Consider the following 19,142-nt stretch of genomic DNA (forward strand, 5'->3'; position numbering starts at 1 on the left):
CCAGAAGGGGGAAGGTGCCGGCCGCAGCTATCCCGGCTGCCTGCCGGGGGGGTGAGAACGGCGTGGTCTGGCCATTACCGCCTAGTCCATCACCCTCCCGTTTTCTCACCCCTCTTGAAGATGGGCTGGAACATGTGCCACTGCGTGGGGTCCTCGCGGATGAAGTCCTCGAACACCCGGGCCAGCTTCTGCGTGTTCACCTGCACGTCGCGCCGGGTATCCCCGGTGACCTCGATATCCAGCGGCGGCCCCACGTAGCCGTGGTACCTACCGTCCTTGCGTATGGTGAGACAAGGCATCACCGCGGTGCCGAGTTTCACCCCCAGCAGGGCGGGGCCGATGGGCATGAGGATCTTCTCTCCGAAGAACTCCACCTCCACGCCGCTGCCCGCGATGAGGCGGTCGGAGAGCAGGCAGACCATGCCGTTCGCGAGCAGGACCTCGATGACCTTCTCCACCGTGTTCTCCGCCAGGGGGATGATGCGGATCTTCATGCGCCGCCGCAGCTCGGTGTGGAACTCGTACATGGGCAGGGGCTTGAGCACCTCCGCCACCGCCCAGAAGGACGGATAGCGGTGACCCACCCATCCCCCGAGCATGTCCCAGCTGCCGTAGTGCGGCAGCGCCAGGACCACCCCGCGGCCCTTCTCCAGGGACTTGTCGAACCAGTCCGTGCCGTGGGGCACCACCGGCCCTATGAGGTCTTCCTCGGTCAGGTAATAGCAGCGCAAGAAATCCACCCAGTAGCGGGCGTAATTATGGAAGCTGCGGCGAGCCAATTCGTGCCATTCCCGCGGGCCCCCTTCGGGGCGAACGCGCCGCATGTTCTCGTAGACGGTCTGGCGCTTCTGCTTCGAAAGGCGGTAGGCGATCTCCGCGATGCCCACCCCTATGCCGTGGGTGACGCGCACCGGCAGTAACCCCACCAGCGCGCAGGAGCCACGGAAAAAGTAATACTTGAGGTATCCAGGGATATCGCTGAGGAAGGTCTCTCTTTCGGGCATGGCCGCTCCCGCTCAATCCTCTTTCGCCGCGGCCGAGGCGTCCTTCTGCGCGGCCCCCCTGTATACGACGATCATACGGTGGGTCAGCGTCTCCACCCCCAGCACCAGCAGGACGTAGAGCGAACTCCTGAACACCCAGATGTTCTCCGTAAGGCCGTAGATGAACAGGGGTAGGGCGAAGAGTAGCAACCGCAGGGGGCGCGCCAGCAGCCCCACGTTGCAGGCGATGCCCAGGCCTTCGGCTCGCGCCTTGACGTAGCTGATCAGCGAGGAGAGAACCATGTATCCCGCTACCATGAAGGCCACGTCGTAGACCTCCTGCACGGTGAAGAAGTAGAGCGTCCCTAGGGAGAAGCAGAAGTCCGCCACGCGGTCTGCGGTGGAGTCGTAGAAGGACCCGTAAGTGGTCACGCGTCCGGTCATCTTGGCCACCTGTCCGTCCCAGATGTCGAAGAGCCCGGCCAGGAAGAGGATCCAGGGGCCAAGGACGAAACGCCCCACCGCAAAGCAGTAGCCGGCACCGGCGGCCGCGATGATGGACAGGGTGGTGATGAAGTTGGGGGACATGGTGCGGCCCAGCACCCAACCCAGGGGATGGAAGACGGCGCTGGAGAACCGGCGCAATCCCTCGTTCACGTTCCACGCTCTCTCCACCGTGCCACCCTCCCTTTCACTGGGTGTTGGCCGCGTTACCGCCCTCCATGCGCCACGCGGGCTCGCTTTTTCGGCCGGTCCCACTCAGGCCAGCGGACCGTAAAAGACGCTGATGATGGTGCATCCCTCTTCGCCCGTGGTGAAAGGCCCATGCTGAGCCCCCGCGGGGAAGAAGGCGAAGTGGCCGGCGCGGAAGACCTCGTCCTCGCCGTCCTCTCCGGGTTGCGCAAGCTCGCCCTCCAGCACGTAGGCCGCTTCGTCCGACGATATATGGGTATGCCCCGGCATCTCGCAATACGCCTCGAAACGCAGGAGCAGGATCTGGCCCCCGCCGCGCGGGTCCATGTACAGGACCTTCATCTGGGCGCGCGGGAAGTCGGCCGGTACCCATTCCAGGCTGTCCTCGTGCACCACGAACCTGTCCATCTCTCTTCACTTCCTTCAACGTCTTGAGCGTTCGATGGTAACGTCTTTCTCCCGCCAATATCCGTGACTGATCTGCGCCCGCGGGAACCAACCCTGTCTTTGCTCAGGCGCCGCCGTCTGCCTTCCGCAGCGCCACCACCGTCTCCTCCAGGAGAGCGATCATCTCGTCCGCGTCTATCCTTCTCTTCTCGCCCGTGGCGCGGAACTGAAGCTCGATGGTGCCGTCATCATCGTAACCCTTGCCGATGACGGCGCGATAGGGGAGGCCGATGAGGTCGGCCTCGGCGAACTTGACCCCGGCGCTCTCCTCACGGTCGTCCAGCAGCACCTCGAGGCCGCGTTCCGCGCATCTCTCGTAGAGGTACTCGGCGGCCGCCCTCCGGTCCTCGCGCTCGTAGTTCAAGGGCAGGATGTGCAGGAGGGCCGGGGCCACCGCCGCGGGCCAGATCATTCCCCGCTCGTCGTGGTTCTGCTCGATCACCGCTGCCATGAGGCGGGTCACCCCGATGCCGTAGGTGCCCATGACCATGGGTCGTGAGTTCCCCTCCTCGTCGTCGAAGAAGCAGTGCAGGGGCTGTGAATACTTCAAGCCCAACTGGAAGACCTGGCCGACCTCGATGCCCGCCTCCACCTTCATGGCACCACCGCAGCCGGGGCAGGCGTCCCCGTCCCTGGCGGTGGTCACGTCCGCGAAGAGCGACACCTCGAAATCGCGTCCCTCGTCTACGTCCGTGAGGTGGTAATCCCTCTCGTTGGCGCCGCAGGCCATGCCCCCGGCCCCCCGCAGCGCCTCGTCGGCCACGATGCGTGAGACCTCCAGCCCCACGGGGCCCACGAAACCCTGCAGGTACTGCGGGAACCTCTGCCAGTCCTCCTCGTTAAAGAGACGGAACTCTCCCGTGCCCAGCGCGCGCTCAAGCTTGACCTCCCCCGCCTCCCGGTCCCCCGGCACCAGCACCGCCACCGCCTCGTCATCCACCAGGAACATCAGACACTTGATGAAACGGGCCGGCTCCAGGCCCAGGAAGGAGCTGACCTCGGCAATAGTGCGCTGGCCGGGGGTGTGCACCTTCTCGGGCGACCTCCCCTTACCCGCGACCGGTGCGGCGCGCCGGTAAGCGGCCAGGGTAACGTTTGCGGCATAGTCGCAGGCCTCGCAGTAGGCGATATCGTCCTCTCCCACTTCGGCGGGGACCATGAACTCGTGGGAGACGTCGCCTCCGATAAGGCCGGTGTCCGCCTCCACCGCCCGCCAGGCGCAACCGGCGCGGCTGAAGACGCGCCCGTAGGCGTCGTACATGGCCTGGTAAGAACGGCGCATGCCCTCCTCGTCGCGGTCGAAACTGTACCCGTCCTTCATGATGAACTCGCGCCCGCGCAGCAGGCCGAAACGCGGCCTGATCTCGTCCCGGAACTTGTTACCGATCTGGTAGAGATTGAGGGGGAGGTCGCGGTAGGAGGAGACGTTGGAGCGCACCAGGTCGGTGATGACCTCCTCGGCGGTGGGACCGAGGCCGAAGTCGCGGTCGGCACGGTCCTTGAGGCGCATCATCTCCGGGCCGTACTTCGCCCAGCGGCCGCTCTCCTCCCACAGCTCGCGGGGCTGTATGATGGGCAGGATGACCTCCTGCGCCCCCGCGGCGTCCATCTCCTCGCGAACGATGCGCTCTATCTTGCGCACCACCCGCGCTCCCAGGGGAAGCAGCTCATATATCCCCGATGCCACCCGGCGCAGGAAGCCGGCGCGCACCAGTAGGCGGTGGCTGGCGACCTCCGCGTCAGCGGGGCTCTCCTTCAGTGTCGGTATGAAGAGCCTGGTCTGCCTCATGACCCTTCCTTCTCTCCTTGCTCCGATGCCATTTTCTCCACTTCCTCCAGGAGCACCTTCAGGATGTCCCCTTTCGGGTACCATCCCGCCGGCCGTCCGGCGCGGAAGAGCAGGCCGCGGTTCCTGCCCCCTGCCACCCCCAGGTCGGCCTCGCGTGCTTCGCCCGGCCCGTTTACCGCGCAGCCCATAACCGCGATACGCAGCGGCGCCTTGACGTGGGCCAGCCGCTGTTCCAGTTCGGTGGCGATGGCCGCCACGTCGATACGCGAGCGGGCACAGGTCGGGCAGGCCACGATGTCCGGGCCGCGGTGCGTCAGCTCCAGCGACTTAAGTATGGCCAGCCCCGCTCGCACCTCCTCCACCGGGTCGCCAGCAAGGGAGACACGGATGGTGTCGCCGATACCCTCGGCCAGCAGGGCCCCGATGCCCACCGCCGAGCGGATGGTGCCGCTCCACTGCGGTCCCGCCTCGCTCACCCCCACGTGCAGGGGGTAGTCCACCGCTTCGGAGAGGAGGCGGTATGCCTCTATGGTCAGGGGCACCGAGGAGGCCTTTACGGAGACCTTTATATCATAGAAATCGTGTCTTTCCAGGACCCTTATCTCCTCTAGGGCGCTCTCGACCATGGCTTCCGCCGTGGGATGGCCATGGCGCTCAAGGATGTCGCGGCGCAGCGAGCCGGCGTTCACCCCCACCCGTATGGGCACGCCGCGCTTCTTGGCCGCCTCCGCCACCTCCCCCACCTTTTCCTCCCCCCCGATGTTGCCGGGATTGATGCGCAAGCCGGCCACCCCCGCCTCCAGGGCCACCAGGGCCAGGGAATGGTCGAAGTGTATGTCGGCCACCACCGGCAGCGGGGAACCGGCGACGATGGTGGAGAGGGCGCGCAGGGTGCGCTGCAGCATGTGGTCCTTCTTGAGGTTGGGAACGGCCACCCGCGCTATCTGGCAGCCGGCCTCGGCCATGTGGTGGATCTGCTCCAGGGTGGCGGCGGCGTCCTCGGTCGAAGTGTTGGTCATGGACTGCACGCTCACCGGCGCGCCGCCCCCGATGGGGACGTCCCCGATGGTCACGCGGCGGGTCAACTTACGTACCGTCATGGTATGGGGTTGAATAAGTTCATGATGTCCAGGCGCAGGGTGAGCAGGAACAGGATGCCGAAGAACGCCAGGACCGCCACTGCCACCGGGTAGAGCTTGCGCATGTCAACTTCCCTGCCGGTTATCCTCTCATACAGCAGCACCGCCAGGTGCCCTCCGTCCAGGGGAGGCAGGGGCAGGAGATTGATGTAGGCCAGGAAGAGGCATACTATCGCCAGGAGATAGAGGAGGTAGAAGACCCCCGCGTCCAACAGTTGCCCCGCCGAGTAGGTTATGCCCACTACCGTCTGCGGCCTTTCCTGTGTGGGCGGGGACATGCCGAACAACTGCTTGAAGGTGGACGGGCTGAAGAGCTTGGAGAAGTTCCTGGCCACGTCCGCGGTCGTCTTCAGCCACCACTCCCCCGTCTTGGCGATCGCGCCGAAGAAAGAGTACTCCTCCATGTAGGGCATGGGAGAAACGCCCAGGTATCCGGTCCCATCGTCCTTCACCGCCAGCACCGCCTGGAGCTCCATCTTCTGGCCGTCCCGCTCGATGAGGAGGGTCACTTCCTCGCCGGGGTGCTCTTTGATGAACGAAGCGACCTCGTCCCAGTCCGATACCTCCTGCCCGTTCATGGCCAGGATGGTGTCACCTTCCTGCAGGCCGGCCAGGTAGGCGGGGGTCTCCTGCGTCTCGGTCTCGTCCATGTACTGTCCCACCGAGGACAGGGTCGAGGAGGCCTTTTCCTCGCTGGGATAGCCGATGAGCCAGATGGCGAAGAACATGATGAGCAGCGCCAGCAGGACGTGGACCAGGGAGCCGGAGAAGATGATCCAGAACCTCTTCAGGTAGGACACGCCTTTATAGGAGTGGGGGAAGTCCTCGGGGCTGATCTGCTCCTCGGGGTTCATTCCCAGGACCTTCACGTATCCACCCGCCAGGATCCATTTTATGCCGAACTCGGTGTCGCCCCGCCTGGTGCTCCAGATGCGCGGCCCGAACCCGATGAAGAACTCGGGACACTTCACTCCGGCCAGTCGGGAGGCAGTATAATGACCCAGCTCGTGCGTGATGACCAGGAATATCACCACTCCGAGCGCCGAAAAGAAGTAGATAAGGAACACCAGGACCCAGTGTATGACGTCTCCCATGCTATGCCTCCACCGCTGCCGCTTCAGCCTTCGACCTTGCCCATACCTCGGCCCGCTGCACATCCTCCAGGGTGCGCGCGCCCGCGGGCTCGAAGCCGTCCAGGGTTTTCTCGATGACCCTCTCGATGCCCATGAAACCTATTCTTCCCGCCAGGAACGCCCCAACCGCCACCTCGTTGGCGGCGTTGAGCACCGCCGGCGCCAGGCCGCCCTGCCTGCCAGCGCGATACGCCAGGGCAAGGCACCTGAATGTATCGGTGTCTATGGCGCCGAAGCTGAGGCTCTCCACGGAGGCCATGTCGGTGCGCTTGAAGGGCGGGCCCCACCTCTCCGGATATGAGAGGGCAAGGGCGATGGGCAACCGCATGTCCGGCACGCTGAGCTGGGCCGAGAGAGAGCCGTCGCGGAACTCCACCAGGGAGTGGACCACGCTCTGGGGGTGGGCCACCACCTTAATGCGGTCGTAGGGGACCCCGAAGAGGAAGTGGGCCTCGATGACCTCCAGCCCCTTGTTCATCAGCGTCGCCGAATCGATGGTTATCTTCCTCCCCATGCTCCAGGTCGGATGGGCCAGGGCGTCGTCCACGCTCACTTGCGCCAGTTCCCTGCGGCTGCGCCCGAAGAAAGGGCCGCCGGAGGCGGTGAGGACGATGTTCTCCACCTCGGAGATGTTTTCGCCGCGCAGGCAGTGAAAGACGGCGCCGTGCTCTGAATCGACGGGAATCAACTCCCCGCCCGCCTGCAACGCCTCCAGCACCAGGTCTCCCCCCGCCACCATGCTCTCCTTGTTGGCCAGGGCCAGCCGCTTCCCCGCGCCCAGGGCCGCCAAGGTCGGGGGCAGCCCGGCCGACCCAACGATGCCGTTGAGGACAGTGTCGGCCAGGGGGTACGCTGCCGCCTCCAGCAGGCTCTCCGCGCCAGCGGCCACCTCGATGGCCGTGCCCGCCAGGCGCTCCCTCAGCCGCGCTGCCGCCTCCTCCAGCACTACGCATACCAGGGCGGGCCGGTACTTGCGGGCCTGCTCCTCCAGGAGTTCGACGTTGGAATGGGCGGTCATGGCCACCACCCGTAAGCGGTCGGGATGGGCGTCAACCACTTCCAGGGCCTGGGTGCCTATTGATCCCGTCGAGCCCAGGATGGCCAGGCCGCGTGTCTCTATCTTCTTGCTCATAAGGACATTATACGGGTTGTGGCTCCGCTAGGCGCTAAGGGTGCTCAGGGGATTAATCACATCCTTTGCTTGGTAGATAGTTCACGACCGTTGCAGCACGTTATACCCGCCCGAATCGATATGGCCATGTATGACAAGGAGGGTCAGCCATGACAAAGCCCGTTTACTGCGTGCGCAAGCGTTCCGACCTCACAGACGAGGAGTTCCACGACTACTGGCTCAACCAGCACGGGCCGCTGGTTGTCAGGCTGGCACCCGTGATGCAGCTCAAACGCTACGTGCAGAGCCACACCATGACCCTGGATCTGCACGAGATCGTCAAGGCGACGCGCGCACTGAAGGACCACTACGACGGCCTGGCCGAGCTGTGGCGGGAGGACATCGACACTTTCATCGGCGCCTATAGCAGCCCGGAGGGCATGGATGCCGACGCCGCACTGCGCGAGGACGAGGCCAAGTTCATCGATTTTTCCGACTGGTTCCCCTGCCCCGCCGGAAACGGCAGCCGGGCCTTGCGGGCCTGGATCTCCCCCAGGCGGCCGCGGCCGCACGCTCAATTTCAATACAAAAAGAGTCCGGAAGAGCCCCCCTAGTATATATTCATAACTTCCCCTTCTCCTGCCGTCGCAGGTAAAGGGTGAAAAGGTGAACCGCCCCGCGCTCCCGGTAATACCTTCTCTTTATCCTCAGCACGCCGAGGCGGGTGAGCACGGTGCGCTCCCGCACCCCCAGGTGGCGCAGGCTTTCTGCTCTCGACTTCATGAGCTCTGCATCCACGTGTTCCAGTATCCCCCGCAGGACCTTTCTGCCCACCTCGAACAGCTCTTTTATCAGCCCGTCCTCCAGATCGTTGAAATCATCGTTCTCTTCCACTAACCTTGAGATAAGCTGAGACAGATCTGACATGTGAGAGATCACTCCTTTCTCCTGTTTGTTTTGCTTCACTCAGGAATAATTGAGTGGTCTCTCCTCTTTTTCCTTCTCAGACCTGCCTACAAAAGAATTACAGCAACTTAAGTAACGGTAAGGGCTGTGCTCCGCACTATGCCAGATACGGTTTACTTCGCAGTGGCACGGTCCAGGGGTAGACCCCGATAGGGACGCTAGATCTTGAAGATGAAGTAGCGCAGGAAGTAATAGGTGACGGCGGCGGTGAAGAACATGGAGTCGAAGCGGTCCATGATGCCGCCGTGTCCGGGTATGAGCGAGGACATGTCCTTGATGCCCAGCTCCCGCTTGACCGTGGACTCGGAGAGGTCGCCCAGGGGGGCGAATACGCACACGATCGCCGCCAGCTCCATGGCCACGCCCAGGCTGAGCCAGTCGCGGTTGACGGTGAGGTAGAGCACGCAGGCCGCTATGAACACCGCTGCCGTCCCCGCGATGAAGCCCTCCCAGCTCTTGCCGGGGCTGATGCGCGGCGCCATCTTGTGCCTGCCCAGGGCCGACCCGGCCAGGTAGGCCACGGCGTCGGAGACCCATACCAGGACGATGACCGTGAAGGGCACCGTCCAGGGGATGCCCTGGTCGAGGCCCAGCATGAGCACGAAATGGGCCAGGCAGAAGCCGACCATGACCACCCCCAGCAGCGACACCGAGATGTCCGTGGTGGGGGATTCCGATCCCCGGCGGAAGATGCACCAGGCGAAGAGCACCGGTACGTAGAGGGCCAGCGCCAGGGACATGGGTGCCAGGTCCTGGGAATCGCGCAAAAAGAAGGCGATGACCGGAAATGCGCTGCCCACGGCCATGGACAGCACCATGGCCGGCTTGTAGTCGTGCTTGGAGAAGGTGGAGTAAAACTCCCACAACCCTCCGAAGGCGATGAGGGCGATGCCCACGGTGAAGGGGATCTCGCCCCACCACAACAGGATGACGATGATCAGCACCAGGACGACCGCGCTCACCACGCGTATCGCGAAACCCGCGAAACGGGAAGCCAGCGAGGACCTGTTGCCGCCGCCGGGTCCGTTCATCTCCTCCGCCGCCAAATCAGACCTCCATCAGTTCCTTCTCCTTGACCTTGAGCATGTCGTCGGTCTCGGAGATGAAGCGGTCGGTGAGCTTCTGTACCTCCTCCTGGCCGCGGTGGAGGTCGTCCTTGGTTATCTCGTGCTCCTTCTCGAAGGCCCGTAGGTCCTCGATGACGTCCCGGCGTACGTTGCGGATGGCTACTCTGCCCTCCTCCGCCTTGGCGCGCACCGACTTGGTCATCTCCTTGCGGCGCTCCTCGGTGAGCTTGGGGATGGGCAAGCGGATGACGTTGCCGTCGCTGACCGGGTTAACGCCCAGGTCCGCCTGGTGGATGGCCTTCTCCACGTCCTCGATGACGCTCTTGTCGTAGGGAGAGACCACCAGCAGGGTCGGCTCCGGGACCGCGATGGAAGCGATCTGGTTGAGCGGCGTCGGAGCCCCGTAGTAGTTCACCGACACGCGGTTCAGGAGCGAGGCGCTGGCCCTCCCGGTGCGGACCGAGGCGAAGTCGTCGCGCACGTGCTCCACCGCCTTCTTCATGCGCCTTTCCGCATCCTGGAGTAGGTCGTCTAGCACCGCTTATCCCCCTTCCCTCAAGTCCGACGCCACTATGGTTCCGATCCTCTCCCCGCAAAGCGCCCGGGTGATGTTCCCGGGAACGGTCATGTTGAAGACGATGATGGGGAGGCAGTTGTCCATGCACAGGGAGACCGCGGTGGCGTCCATCACCCGCAGCCCCTGCTGCAGGACCTCGATGTAGTCAAGTGATGTATACATGACCGCCTCCGGGTTGAGCAGGGGGTCGGAATCGAAGACGCCGTCCACCCTCGTCGCCTTGAGGATGGCCTCGGCGCCGATCTCCAGGGCGCGCAGGGCGGCGGTAGTGTCGGTCGTGAAATAGGGGTTCCCGGTGCCCGCCGCGAAGATCACGATGCGCCCCTTCTCCAGATGGCGGATGGCGCGGCGCCTGATGTACGGCTCTGCGATGGACTGCATCTCGATGGCCGACTGCACCCGCGTGAACACGCCCTTCTTCTCCAGGGCGTCCTGGAGGGCCAGGGCGTTCATCACCGTGGCCAGCATCCCCACGTAGTCCGCCGCCGCGCGGTCCATGCCCCGGGCGCTCGCGGCCATGCCACGGAAGATATTGCCTCCCCCCACCACGATGGCCGTCTGCACTCCGAGGTCGTTGACGGCGACGAGTTCGTCTGCTATGACGTTCACCGTCCCGGGGTCGATACCGAAATCGCGTCCGCCCATGAAAGCCTCGCCGCTGAGCTTTATCAGGGCCCGTTTGAAACGGGGCCGGGCTTCCCGGTGGTCCGCCATTCCTATTCCCCCTTTCAGCCCCTCGAACACGCCGCTGTCTCGCCTTAGAATTCTATTCCCCGCCCGCCGTCACCTTCCAGACCGCGCACTTACACGGTCCGTATGGCCGGCACGCCGACGTGTTCTACTCTCCGGTGGACTCTCCCACCTGGAAGCGCGCGAAACGTTTCACCACCACGTTCTCTCCCACCGCGGCTATGGTACGCTTAACGAGTTCCCCGATGGTGATATCGGGATCCTTGACGAAGGGCTGGTCTAGGAGGCAGACCTCCTCGTAGTACTTCTTCATGCGCCCCTCGACTATCTTGTCGACCACATTCTCCGGCTTGCCCTCCTTGAGGGCGCGGCTGCGGTTGATCTCCCTCTCCTCCGCCAGCACCTCCTCGGGCACTTCATCGGCGGACACGTAGAGCGGCTTGGAGGCCGCGATATGCATGGCGATATCGTGCACCATGGCCCGGAAGTCCTCGTTACGGGCGACGAAATCGGTCTCGCAGTTCACCTCCAGCAGCACCCCGATGCGGTTGTTGAGGTGGATATAGGCGTCGATTATGCCGTCGGCCGCTATGCGCCCGGCCTTCTTCTGCGCGCCCGCGAGACCCTTCTCGCGCAGGATGCGCACGGCCTTTTCCGAGTCGCCGCCGGACTCCTGCAGTGCCTGCTTGCAGTCCATTATACCGGCTCCGGTGGTCTCCCTCAGTTCTTTGACCTGTGCCGCGTTGATCTCCATCTCTCCTCCTTGATAAAAGCTATGGGGAAAGAGTCGTGGGGATCAGTCCCCCACCGGCTCCTCTATCTCTTCCTTGTCCTTGGGCTTCTCTGCCTTCTCCGCCTTCTCGGCCTTCTCTCTCTCTTTCTCGGCCGCCGCCGCTGCCTTTGCCGCCGCTTCTTCCTCCTTTAGGCGGCGAGCCTGCAGGGCGTCCCGGATCTGGAACCCTTCCAGGACCGCGTTGGCGATGATCTTGCTGATGAGGTTGGCGGCCCGGATGGCGTCGTCGTTCCCGGGGATGACGAAGTCCACCAGGTCCGGGTCGCAGTTGGTGTCGACCACGGCGATCACCGGTATCTCTAGCTTGCGGGCCTCCATGAGCGCGATGTTCTCCTTGCGGGGGTCGATGATGAAGACGGCGCTGGGGAGCCTGTCCATGTTGCGCAGCCCCTCGAGGTTGCGGCGCAGCTTGATCAGGCGGTGGCGCACCCGGCTCTCCTGTTTCTTGGGCATGTTCTCCAGCTCGCCCGACGCCTCCATCTCCTCCAGCTCCTTGAGCTTCTCGATGCGCTTGCTGATGGTCGCCCAGTTGGTGAGGGTGCCGCCGAGCCAGCGGTTGGTGACGTAGGGCATGCCGCAGCGCATGGCGTTCTCCTTGATGGCCTCCTGGGACTGCTTCTTCGTCCCCACGAAGAGCAGCGAGCCGCCATTTCCCACCGTCTCGCGGATGAAGTTGTAGGATACCTCGATGAGTGCCAGGGTCTGCTGCAGGTCGATGATGTAGATGCCGTTGCGCTCGGTGAAGATGTACTTCTCCATCTTGGGGTTCCATCTCCGGGTCTGGTGTCCGAAGTGGACCCCCGCTTCGAGCAGGTGCTTCATGGATACGACGGTCATGTCTCCTCCTTGGTTTTTCCTCCGCCCGCCTCATCCCCCCTCCCTACCCCCGTGGGGGCACCCGGGGAGAGGGTCCGCGGGCGTGTGTAATACTGGCAACAGCGCCAGTTGAATATAGTAGCACGTGAGCTTTTACGCGGGCAACCGGCTTCTCGCGCGGCGCGGTTCTCCCCGGCAGGTTGCAGGTGTGCTTAAGCTGCTTGTTGGCACGGGCCGGGATTGCCCCAAGGACCTGGGAGGGGTGATGTCTGCTGAGCCGATCTTCTGCAGGTCATCTGACCTACATTCCCCACCCTAAATCACGCTCAGAATAGCATTTTCCCTTTCAGGAATCAGCCCTTCTTCGACCCGCCGCTGCGCCGCAGCTTCGCCAGTTCGATCTCGAGAGCGACCCACCTCGAGGTGAGCTCCTTGAATTTCTGATAGGTCTTGAGCTCACGCTTCACCCGGGCCACGTCAGCCGGCTTTATGTAGTTCGTATGACCTCTCCCTGAATGGCTGTAGCTGAGCTGCCAGTATTCCTCTCCACGAGACCGCTTCTGCCTGGACAGGGAACCGGGGTGCATGCGCCCTAGCCCTGACAGGCTCTCCTTAATCCGCGTTATCTCGGCCTCGATGTGTGCTTGACTCCTGCTCATAGTTGTATCATTGTCAAGATACAACGGGTTGTCAACATTGTCATGCGAGGGAAGGGAGAGGTCTCTTGGACGACGAGGTACGCGAGCTTCTCGCGAGCATCAGCGCGAGCCAGGCGGGGCACCTGCCGGTGGTGGCGGCCTTCCTCCGGAGGATAGGGCTTGCCAGGGCCGTGAACTCGGCGGTGCCCTCACAGTGTCAAGGGCAACGTAATTTGTCCTCTTAATGGCGAAATAATTTGTCCACTTTTTGGCGAAAACATCCGGCTGGCCAGCATTTCGTATGGTCCCTGCATGCCCAGGGTCAGTAGATCAAGCGTTACGTCCAGGCTCCCACTGCCGGGGATGTTCTCCACCTCGAGCACCTCTGTTGGCGTGTTGGGGTCCGCGACTGGATATATCGCGATGCTGCATGGGCCGGAGTCGGATATGCCTTTGTTGCTCACATGGAAGGTCACGGTGAGCGTGGAGCCCTCCGGGGGCTCGCCGTCCGAGAGTTCCACCCCGTCAATGCGGGGGCGGGGGCGGGCGGCTGTGAGCAGCAGGGCCGTCGCGGCCAGGTCTCCTGCGATGGAGCCGTCCTCGAGCTGGCGGCTGTATAGCCACGAGAGGGCAGCCGCCGTATCTGCAACCTCCTCCGAACACCATGTGAGAGTCTCCAGGGCAAGGGCCGTCTCATAGGGGGTAGAGTCCTGCTCTCCGAAGCCTCCATCCTCGTTCTGGTAGGTGGCTAGCTTGAGGGCCGCTTCGCCGCGCGCCGCCTCCAAGACATCGTCTATATCCATATCGCTGGCCGGAACCACCTGGTTTCGTAAGGATAGAGCCCTTAGGGCAAGGGCAGTGGCTGGAAGATCCGCGATACCTTACCGCCCCGATGAGAATCCGCCGTCCTCGAGCTGGGAGGAAATGAGATACGTTATGGCTGCTTCCGCCTTATCCATCTCCTGCAGGGAGAGGAGGGCCGGATATGAGATAGCTGTGTCCAGGGGATTGCCTCTCTCACCGGGAGCCAGTGAGAGGCTTCCGTCTTCATGTCCACAAGCGGCGAGGAAGTCCCGTTCAACCTGGCTGGGGGTGGCCGGGTCACCCGCGAGTGCAATGCAGCAAGCTTTACGCGAGATGAAGTCCGAGTTCGCCGCCGTGCTGGAAGTGAGCCAGGCAAGGGCGCTGTTTAAAGCGTCCGCATCGCCTCCCTGCCACAACAGCCCTTCTGCGCACAGCGCCGTATCCCCCATAGCGAGGCGGCTCCCCCATGAACCGTCTTCGTTCTGCTGTGATTCCACGAACTGCCTCGCCCTATCGATCATTGCGGGTACGTCGTCTCCGGAGGCGTTCGCGGCGGAACCGCCGTTGGCTATGAAGATGGAGAATGTGATAAAGGAGGATAGAAATATCAGTAACATGATAGTCTTCGCGGGTGACGCCTTCGAAACTACGCCCTTTGCCTTGAGCCCCATATGCCCTCCTTGGTACCCTGTAGCAGCCTCATACCCTGATTCAAAGAACGCCTCGAGGGTTATATCCCCAGATAAGAGCAAAGGCTAGTGCCGCAAGCCAAGATAGCGATGCCCTTGCTTTTAAGCCCTACCATACAATTTCGCATATTTTATCATTATAGGGGGGGGCGTACAACATGAACCAAAGCTATGGGAACGAAAAAGCGGGGAGCCGATATCGATCCGGGCCCCCCGCTATCTTGAACCAGCTATACTTCGAGCGCTCCTTTTGCGCTGGTGAGCCTGCCCTTCAGGCGCAGGATGGCCTTGGTGTGCATCTGGCACACCCGCGATTCGGTCACCCCCAGTACCTCCCCGATCTCCCGCAGGGTCAGTCCCTCGTAATAGTAGAGGCTGATGACGATCTTCTCGCGTTCCGGGAGGCGGTTGATGGCCTCCGCAAGGATCCTCTTCATCTCCTCTATCTCGTAGGTCTTGGAGGGGTCCTTCACCCGGGTGTCCTCCAGGGTGTCCACCAGGCTGACCTTGTCTCCCTTGTCTCCTCCCACGTTCCACAGCTCGTCCAGGGCTACCAGTGATATGAAACTCATCTGCTGCAGCAGCTGGTGGAACTCGTCCAGGGAGATACACATGTGCTTGGCCACCTCCTCGTCGCTGGGGAGGCGTTTGAGCTCGTTCTCCAGGGCGACGTAGGCCTTCTCCAGCTCCCTGGCCTTGAAGCGGATGGAGCGAGGCACCCAGTCGATGGAGCGCAACTCGTCGATGATGGCCCCCTTGATGCGGGCGATGGCGTAGGTCTCGAACTTTATCCCGCGGTCGGGGTCGTACTTCTCGATGGCGTCAATAAGGCCGAAAATGCCGTAACTGACCAGGTCCGCATATTCGATGTTCGGTGGGAGCCCCGAGGAAACCCTGCCCGCCACGTACTTGACCAGCGGAGCGTAGTTGAGGATGAGCTTCTCGCGTGATTCTTGTGACCCATCTTCCTTGAATTGTTTCCAGATGGTGCTGACGTCCTCTATACCTTCCAACCTCGCTCCTCTTTTATAGAAGTCCGCTGTGCTCAACATTCTCCTTATCTCGGTTTAAAGATGCTGCTCTTTTGCCGAGCATTACGCGCGGGGGTGGGTCCGGAAAAACACCTCTTTGAGCTGACCTTTGCTAAGATGAGTATATATCTGGGTAGTTGATAAATCAACGTGACCCAGCAGCTCCTGAACGGTTCTGAGGTCCGCTCCCCCCTGCAGCATATGGGTGGCGAAAGTATGGCGCAACGTGTGCGGGCTGATGCGTTTACCCCCTTCCAGACCGCGGAAAAAGCGGTCCACCACCCGGCGGACCCCACGGTCGCTGAGCCTACCCCCTTTCACGCTCAGGAAAACGGGGTCGCCTGCTTTCTCGCCCACCGTGTTGGAAGCCAGCACCGGCCTTTCCTTGGAGATGTACGACTCCAGCAGCTGCAGCGCGGTGTCGTGCACAGGCAGGACGCGCTCCTTTCGCCCCTTACCGAGAACCCTCACCTCCCCTCTCTTCAGATCGATGTCCTGCATATCCAGAGCGGCCAGCTCCCCTACGCGCATCCCCGTGGCGTAGAGCAGCTCGACTAGGGCCATGTCACGCAGCGAAGTGCGGTAGATGTGCAGACCCTGCCTGGTTTCCGCCTCGTCTATCTCCTCCTGACGCAGCACCCTGGGGAGCCTGCGGTCCCTTTGCGGCGGCGACAGTGCCGCCGCGGGATCGCTTTCCAGGTCTCCCCGCTGCACCAGGAAGCGGAAATAACCTCGTACCGCCGAGGACCTCCTCGCCACCGTGGAACGCGCATAACCCCTGGTCTGAAGGTTGGCGAGGTAGCGCCGCAGCAGGCGGTGGTTAACGTCACCGGGTCTGGTGACCCCGGCGCGGTCGCAGAACTCCTCGAAGAGACGCAGATCACCCTGGTATGCGCGGAGGGTCTCGGGGGACATGTTTCGCTCCACCGCGAGAGACCTCAGGTACTCATCCATCGTCTCGTGCATTGATTTCCCCTCGGTACAGAGCAAGCTGTTGAATTCTTATATAATTTTATATTAAAAGTGCTTATTGTCAATAGTTGAATTTATTGTGGTCAATATAATCTATTGTGGTTAAATTTACTTTTTCGGTAAGTGCGCGATTATCAGCCGCGCAGGCAGGGGTTGACGAGCAGACGGTAGCGGCCTCCCGGCTCCTCGGCCACCCACCCCCGCAGGAACATCGCGGTCATGCAGGCCAGGATCTCTCCCGGGGGCACCCCGGCAGCTGCCGCCAGACCGTCCAGGCCCCTGGGCCCTCCTTCCAGGACCCCGATGCAGAGCGATTCCAGCGGCGCCAGGGACTTGGCCCCCGCGGTCCCGTCGCCGCGAAGCTCCCGGGGCAAGCACGTGAAAGGCAGTTCCTCGCAGATGTCCTCGACCTCCATGACCAGCTTGGCCCCCTTCTGGATCAGCCGGTTGGCGCCCAGGGAGAGGGCGCTCCCGATGGGTCCCGGCACCGCCATGACCTCCCGGCCCTCCTCCAGGGCCATGTCCGCGGTGATCAGCGCCCCGCTCTTCTCCGACGCCTCCACCACCACCACGGCATGGGACATGCCGGCGATGATCCGGTTGCGGTGCGGGAACCTCCATGCCAACGGGCTCTCCCCCGGGGGGTACTCGCTGAGCACACACCCCGCGGCGGCGATGCGGCGCAGCAGTCCGGCGTGCTCCGGCGGATAGGCCCTGTCGATGCCGCATCCTAGAACGGCTACTGTGAAGCCACCCGCCTTGAGGCATCCCTGGTGGGCATGGCCGTCCACGCCGTAGGCCGCCCCGGACACCACCACCACGCCCCTGCCCGCCAGTTCTTCCCCCAGGGACTCGGCCGCCCAGCGGCCGTAGCTGGAGGCCTTGCGCGCTCCCACTACGGCGACATACGGGGCATCCGGCGGCGGGGACTGGCCCATCATGAACAGCAGCGCCGGCGGGTCGTAGATGGAGCGCAGCAGTTGTGGGAAGGAGCTGTCCTGCGGTGAGACCACGGCGATCCCCCTCTCCCGCAGGCCGGCCATGATGCGGGATGGGTCGCTGCCGCGGCACCTCTCGCGCCAGGCCGCCGCCTTCTCCGCGCCCACCAGGGACGATGCCCGGTTGCCGCCCGCCTTGAGTACCTCCCATAGCTCGCGCGCGCCGCCCGCCAGCCGCAGCAGGTTTGGCAGAGCCATGGGATTCATCTGCGGCAGGCAGGCCAGTGCTGCCCTATACACCCCGTCCACTGCGCACCTCCCCCACCACCGCCGAACCCCACAGCCTCTCAAGGGAGCGGTACTGTACCGCCTCCGCCAGGTCGGCCACGCTTATGTTCTCCCGCCCGGCGAGGTCGGCGATGGTCCTGGCCACGCGCAGGCAGCGGTCGAAGCCGCGCGCGGTAAGCCCCAAGCGGTCAGCGGCGGTATACATGAACCTCTTTTCCTCCTCGCCCAGGCGGCAGACGGCACGCATCCTCACCAGGTCTACGTGGGCGTTGGTCACCGTCTTTCCCTGCCACCTCTGCCGCTGACGGTCTCGTGCCCCCATCACCCGCTCGCGCACGCGCTGCGAGGCTTCCCCCGCCGGCAGCTCCACCAGTTCCCGGGGAGGCAACCGCGGCACCTCCACCTGGAGGTCGATGCGGTCCAGCAGGGGGCCGGAGACGCGGTTGTAATAACGCCTCACCTCGCTGGGCGAGCAGCTGCACGCACGCTGGTGGTCCCCTAAAAAGCCGCACGGGCAGGGGTTCATCCCCGCCACCAGCAGGAAACGGGCGGGGAAGCCGGTGCAGATGAGGGAGCGCGAGATGATCACGCGGCCCGTCTCCATGGGCTGTCGCAGAACCTCGAGGGCGTCGCGGCGGAACTCGGGCAGTTCGTCCAGGAAGAGCACGCCGCTGTGGCTCAGGGTGATCTCCCCCGGCCGCGGGAAGTTGCGCCCCCCTCCCACCAGACCAACGTGGGATATGGAATGGTGGGGCGCCCGGAAGGGCGGGTTCACGCACAGCGGCTTCGCGGGGTCGAGGAGCCCCGCCACGCTGTGGATGCTGGAGACCTCGAGGACCTCGTCCGGGTCGAGGGGGGGCAGCACGCCGGGTAGCCTCTCCGCCAGCATGGATTTGCCGGAGCCGGGAGGGCCGATAAAGAGCAGGTTGTGAAATCCAGCGGCCGCTATCTCCAGGGCCCGCTTCGCCTGCAGCTGCCCCTTTACCTCCGAGAGGCAGGGCTGGTCCTCTGCGCCGCCCCCGCACGTGACCCGGGGTGGCTGTGGGACCTCTTCCCCTTGCAGGTAATCCAGGGCCTCCCACAGGGTGCCCACGCCGGTGACCCTTATCCCTTCGATACGGGACGCCTCTCCCAGGTTCTGGCGGGGGACGATGATCTCCTTTCTCCCCTGGCGCCTGGCCCACAGGGCCATGGCCAGGGACCCCCGCACCCCCCGCACCCTGCCGTCAAGTGCCAGCTCCCCCACCACCATGCGCCCCGCGAGCGACTCCGGCTCGACGCTGCCGGAGACCGCCAGGATGGCCAGGGCGATGGGGAGGTCGAAGTTCGACCCCTCCTTGCGCAGGTGCGCCGGGGCCAGGTTGACGGTTATGAGCTGGCCACAGAACTGCAGGCCGGAATTGGCCACCGCGGCCTTGATGCGGCGGTAGGACTCCCGCACCGCCGCGTCCGGCAGCCCGACCATGTAGATACCGGGGAGGCTGCCGGAGGTGTTCACCTCCACCTCCACCTTGACGACCTCCATCCCCAGGATGGAGCAGCTGTCCACTCTTGCGAACACGCCATCACCTCCTATAC

At 63.6% G+C, this 19,142-nt stretch carries 21 protein-coding genes; 1 reads left to right on the top strand and 20 read right to left on the bottom strand.

Going from position 1 to position 19,142, the window contains the following annotated elements:
- Nucleotides 1-89: 89 nt before the first annotated feature.
- The 7 genes from AB1384_02885 to AB1384_02915 form a co-directional block, all read right to left on the bottom strand.
- A complete protein-coding gene (locus tag AB1384_02885) occupies nucleotides 90-1,004 on the bottom strand; it encodes a phosphatidylinositol mannoside acyltransferase (protein MEW6553216.1) in 915 nt (304 codons plus the stop codon).
- Nucleotides 1,005-1,016: 12 nt separating this feature from the next.
- Nucleotides 1,017-1,658 carry a CDP-alcohol phosphatidyltransferase family protein gene (locus AB1384_02890; protein MEW6553217.1) on the bottom strand — a complete coding sequence of 214 codons (642 nt, stop codon included), beginning with the start codon at nucleotides 1,656-1,658 and terminating at the stop codon, nucleotides 1,017-1,019.
- A gap of 84 nt (nucleotides 1,659-1,742) precedes the next feature.
- A complete protein-coding gene (locus AB1384_02895) occupies nucleotides 1,743-2,084 on the bottom strand; it encodes a cupin domain-containing protein (GenBank protein MEW6553218.1) in 342 nt (113 codons plus the stop codon).
- Nucleotides 2,085-2,187: 103 nt separating this feature from the next.
- Nucleotides 2,188-3,912: a proline--tRNA ligase gene (locus AB1384_02900; protein ID MEW6553219.1), complete on the bottom strand. Its 1,725-nt coding sequence runs from the start codon at nucleotides 3,910-3,912 to the stop codon at nucleotides 2,188-2,190.
- Nucleotides 3,909-5,012, bottom strand: coding sequence for a flavodoxin-dependent (E)-4-hydroxy-3-methylbut-2-enyl-diphosphate synthase (gene ispG, locus AB1384_02905; GenBank protein MEW6553220.1), 1,104 nt, complete (start codon nucleotides 5,010-5,012; stop codon nucleotides 3,909-3,911). Before ispG ends, AB1384_02900 begins: the two co-directional genes overlap by 4 nt.
- Nucleotides 5,009-6,145: a M50 family metallopeptidase gene (locus AB1384_02910; GenBank protein ID MEW6553221.1), complete on the bottom strand. Its 1,137-nt coding sequence runs from the start codon at nucleotides 6,143-6,145 to the stop codon at nucleotides 5,009-5,011. Before AB1384_02910 ends, ispG begins: the two co-directional genes overlap by 4 nt.
- 1 nt (nucleotide 6,146) lies before the next feature.
- Nucleotides 6,147-7,316 carry a 1-deoxy-D-xylulose-5-phosphate reductoisomerase gene (locus AB1384_02915; GenBank protein ID MEW6553222.1) on the bottom strand — a complete coding sequence of 390 codons (1,170 nt, stop codon included), beginning with the start codon at nucleotides 7,314-7,316 and terminating at the stop codon, nucleotides 6,147-6,149.
- Nucleotides 7,317-7,465: 149 nt separating this feature from the next.
- Here AB1384_02915 and AB1384_02920 point away from each other — a divergent pair, with 149 nt between their 5' ends.
- A complete protein-coding gene (locus tag AB1384_02920) occupies nucleotides 7,466-7,909 on the top strand; it encodes an EthD domain-containing protein (protein ID MEW6553223.1) in 444 nt (147 codons plus the stop codon).
- Nucleotides 7,910-7,916: 7 nt separating this feature from the next.
- On the opposite strand, the gene AB1384_02925 is transcribed toward AB1384_02920, so the two are convergent.
- From AB1384_02925 to AB1384_02985, 13 genes are all read right to left on the bottom strand, one after another.
- Nucleotides 7,917-8,222: a UPF0236 family transposase-like protein gene (locus AB1384_02925; protein ID MEW6553224.1), complete on the bottom strand. Its 306-nt coding sequence runs from the start codon at nucleotides 8,220-8,222 to the stop codon at nucleotides 7,917-7,919.
- Nucleotides 8,223-8,419: 197 nt separating this feature from the next.
- Complete coding sequence (locus tag AB1384_02930; GenBank protein ID MEW6553225.1) at nucleotides 8,420-9,307, bottom strand: phosphatidate cytidylyltransferase; 888 nt, start codon at nucleotides 9,305-9,307, stop codon at nucleotides 8,420-8,422.
- 1 nt (nucleotide 9,308) lies between these two features.
- A complete protein-coding gene (gene frr / locus AB1384_02935; protein MEW6553226.1) occupies nucleotides 9,309-9,830 on the bottom strand; it encodes a ribosome recycling factor in 522 nt (173 codons plus the stop codon).
- 39 nt (nucleotides 9,831-9,869) lie between these two features.
- Nucleotides 9,870-10,619, bottom strand: a complete 750-nt coding sequence (pyrH, locus tag AB1384_02940) for a UMP kinase (protein ID MEW6553227.1) — start codon at nucleotides 10,617-10,619, stop codon at nucleotides 9,870-9,872.
- Nucleotides 10,620-10,743: 124 nt separating this feature from the next.
- Nucleotides 10,744-11,349: a translation elongation factor Ts gene (tsf, locus tag AB1384_02945; protein ID MEW6553228.1), complete on the bottom strand. Its 606-nt coding sequence runs from the start codon at nucleotides 11,347-11,349 to the stop codon at nucleotides 10,744-10,746.
- Nucleotides 11,350-11,391: 42 nt separating this feature from the next.
- A complete protein-coding gene (rpsB, locus tag AB1384_02950) occupies nucleotides 11,392-12,225 on the bottom strand; it encodes a 30S ribosomal protein S2 (GenBank protein MEW6553229.1) in 834 nt (277 codons plus the stop codon).
- A gap of 332 nt (nucleotides 12,226-12,557) precedes the next feature.
- A complete protein-coding gene (locus tag AB1384_02955; GenBank protein MEW6553230.1) occupies nucleotides 12,558-12,863 on the bottom strand; it encodes a DUF6788 family protein in 306 nt (101 codons plus the stop codon).
- Nucleotides 12,864-13,051: 188 nt separating this feature from the next.
- Nucleotides 13,052-13,645, bottom strand: coding sequence for a hypothetical protein (locus AB1384_02960; GenBank protein MEW6553231.1), 594 nt, complete (start codon nucleotides 13,643-13,645; stop codon nucleotides 13,052-13,054).
- A gap of 78 nt (nucleotides 13,646-13,723) precedes the next feature.
- A complete protein-coding gene (locus tag AB1384_02965; GenBank protein ID MEW6553232.1) occupies nucleotides 13,724-14,317 on the bottom strand; it encodes a prenyltransferase/squalene oxidase repeat-containing protein in 594 nt (197 codons plus the stop codon).
- Nucleotides 14,318-14,565: 248 nt separating this feature from the next.
- Entirely contained in the window at nucleotides 14,566-15,339 is a 774-nt protein-coding gene (whiG, locus tag AB1384_02970; GenBank protein MEW6553233.1) for an RNA polymerase sigma factor WhiG, read from the bottom strand.
- A 90-nt stretch (nucleotides 15,340-15,429) separates the two neighbouring features.
- On the bottom strand, nucleotides 15,430-16,332 hold the full coding sequence (locus AB1384_02975; protein MEW6553234.1) for a tyrosine recombinase XerC: 903 nt from the start codon (nucleotides 16,330-16,332) through the stop codon (nucleotides 15,430-15,432).
- Between the two features lie 140 nt (nucleotides 16,333-16,472).
- Complete coding sequence (gene dprA, locus AB1384_02980) at nucleotides 16,473-17,585, bottom strand: DNA-processing protein DprA (GenBank protein ID MEW6553235.1); 1,113 nt, start codon at nucleotides 17,583-17,585, stop codon at nucleotides 16,473-16,475.
- Complete coding sequence (locus AB1384_02985) at nucleotides 17,569-19,125, bottom strand: YifB family Mg chelatase-like AAA ATPase (protein ID MEW6553236.1); 1,557 nt, start codon at nucleotides 19,123-19,125, stop codon at nucleotides 17,569-17,571. Before AB1384_02985 ends, dprA begins: the two co-directional genes overlap by 17 nt.
- Between the last annotated feature and the right edge of the window lie 17 nt (nucleotides 19,126-19,142).

The organism is Actinomycetota bacterium (genome assembly GCA_040757835.1).
In the GTDB taxonomy this organism is placed as follows: domain Bacteria; phylum Actinomycetota; class Geothermincolia; order Geothermincolales; family RBG-13-55-18; genus SURF-21.

Excerpts from the sequence above, each read along its gene's own strand:
- AB1384_02885 (MEW6553216.1), bottom strand. The coding sequence starts at position 1,004 with ATGCCCGAAAGAGAGACCTTCCTCAGCGATATCCCTGGATACCTCAAG.
- AB1384_02895 (MEW6553218.1), bottom strand. The coding sequence starts at position 2,084 with ATGGACAGGTTCGTGGTGCACGAGGACAGCCTGGAATGGGTACCGGCC.
- AB1384_02900 (MEW6553219.1), bottom strand. The coding sequence starts at position 3,912 with ATGAGGCAGACCAGGCTCTTCATACCGACACTGAAGGAGAGCCCCGCT.
- ispG (MEW6553220.1), bottom strand. The coding sequence starts at position 5,012 with ATGACGGTACGTAAGTTGACCCGCCGCGTGACCATCGGGGACGTCCCC.
- AB1384_02910 (MEW6553221.1), bottom strand. The coding sequence starts at position 6,145 with ATGGGAGACGTCATACACTGGGTCCTGGTGTTCCTTATCTACTTCTTT.
- AB1384_02915 (MEW6553222.1), bottom strand. The coding sequence starts at position 7,316 with ATGAGCAAGAAGATAGAGACACGCGGCCTGGCCATCCTGGGCTCGACG.
- AB1384_02920 (MEW6553223.1), top strand. The coding sequence starts at position 7,466 with ATGACAAAGCCCGTTTACTGCGTGCGCAAGCGTTCCGACCTCACAGAC.
- AB1384_02925 (MEW6553224.1), bottom strand. The coding sequence starts at position 8,222 with ATGTCAGATCTGTCTCAGCTTATCTCAAGGTTAGTGGAAGAGAACGAT.
- frr (MEW6553226.1), bottom strand. The coding sequence starts at position 9,830 with ATGAAGAAGGCGGTGGAGCACGTGCGCGACGACTTCGCCTCGGTCCGC.
- pyrH (MEW6553227.1), bottom strand. The coding sequence starts at position 10,619 with ATGGCGGACCACCGGGAAGCCCGGCCCCGTTTCAAACGGGCCCTGATA.
- tsf (MEW6553228.1), bottom strand. The coding sequence starts at position 11,349 with ATGGAGATCAACGCGGCACAGGTCAAAGAACTGAGGGAGACCACCGGA.
- rpsB (MEW6553229.1), bottom strand. The coding sequence starts at position 12,225 with ATGACCGTCGTATCCATGAAGCACCTGCTCGAAGCGGGGGTCCACTTC.
- AB1384_02955 (MEW6553230.1), bottom strand. The coding sequence starts at position 12,863 with ATGAGCAGGAGTCAAGCACACATCGAGGCCGAGATAACGCGGATTAAG.
- AB1384_02960 (MEW6553231.1), bottom strand. The coding sequence starts at position 13,645 with ATGGATATAGACGATGTCTTGGAGGCGGCGCGCGGCGAAGCGGCCCTC.
- AB1384_02965 (MEW6553232.1), bottom strand. The coding sequence starts at position 14,317 with ATGGGGCTCAAGGCAAAGGGCGTAGTTTCGAAGGCGTCACCCGCGAAG.
- AB1384_02975 (MEW6553234.1), bottom strand. The coding sequence starts at position 16,332 with ATGCACGAGACGATGGATGAGTACCTGAGGTCTCTCGCGGTGGAGCGA.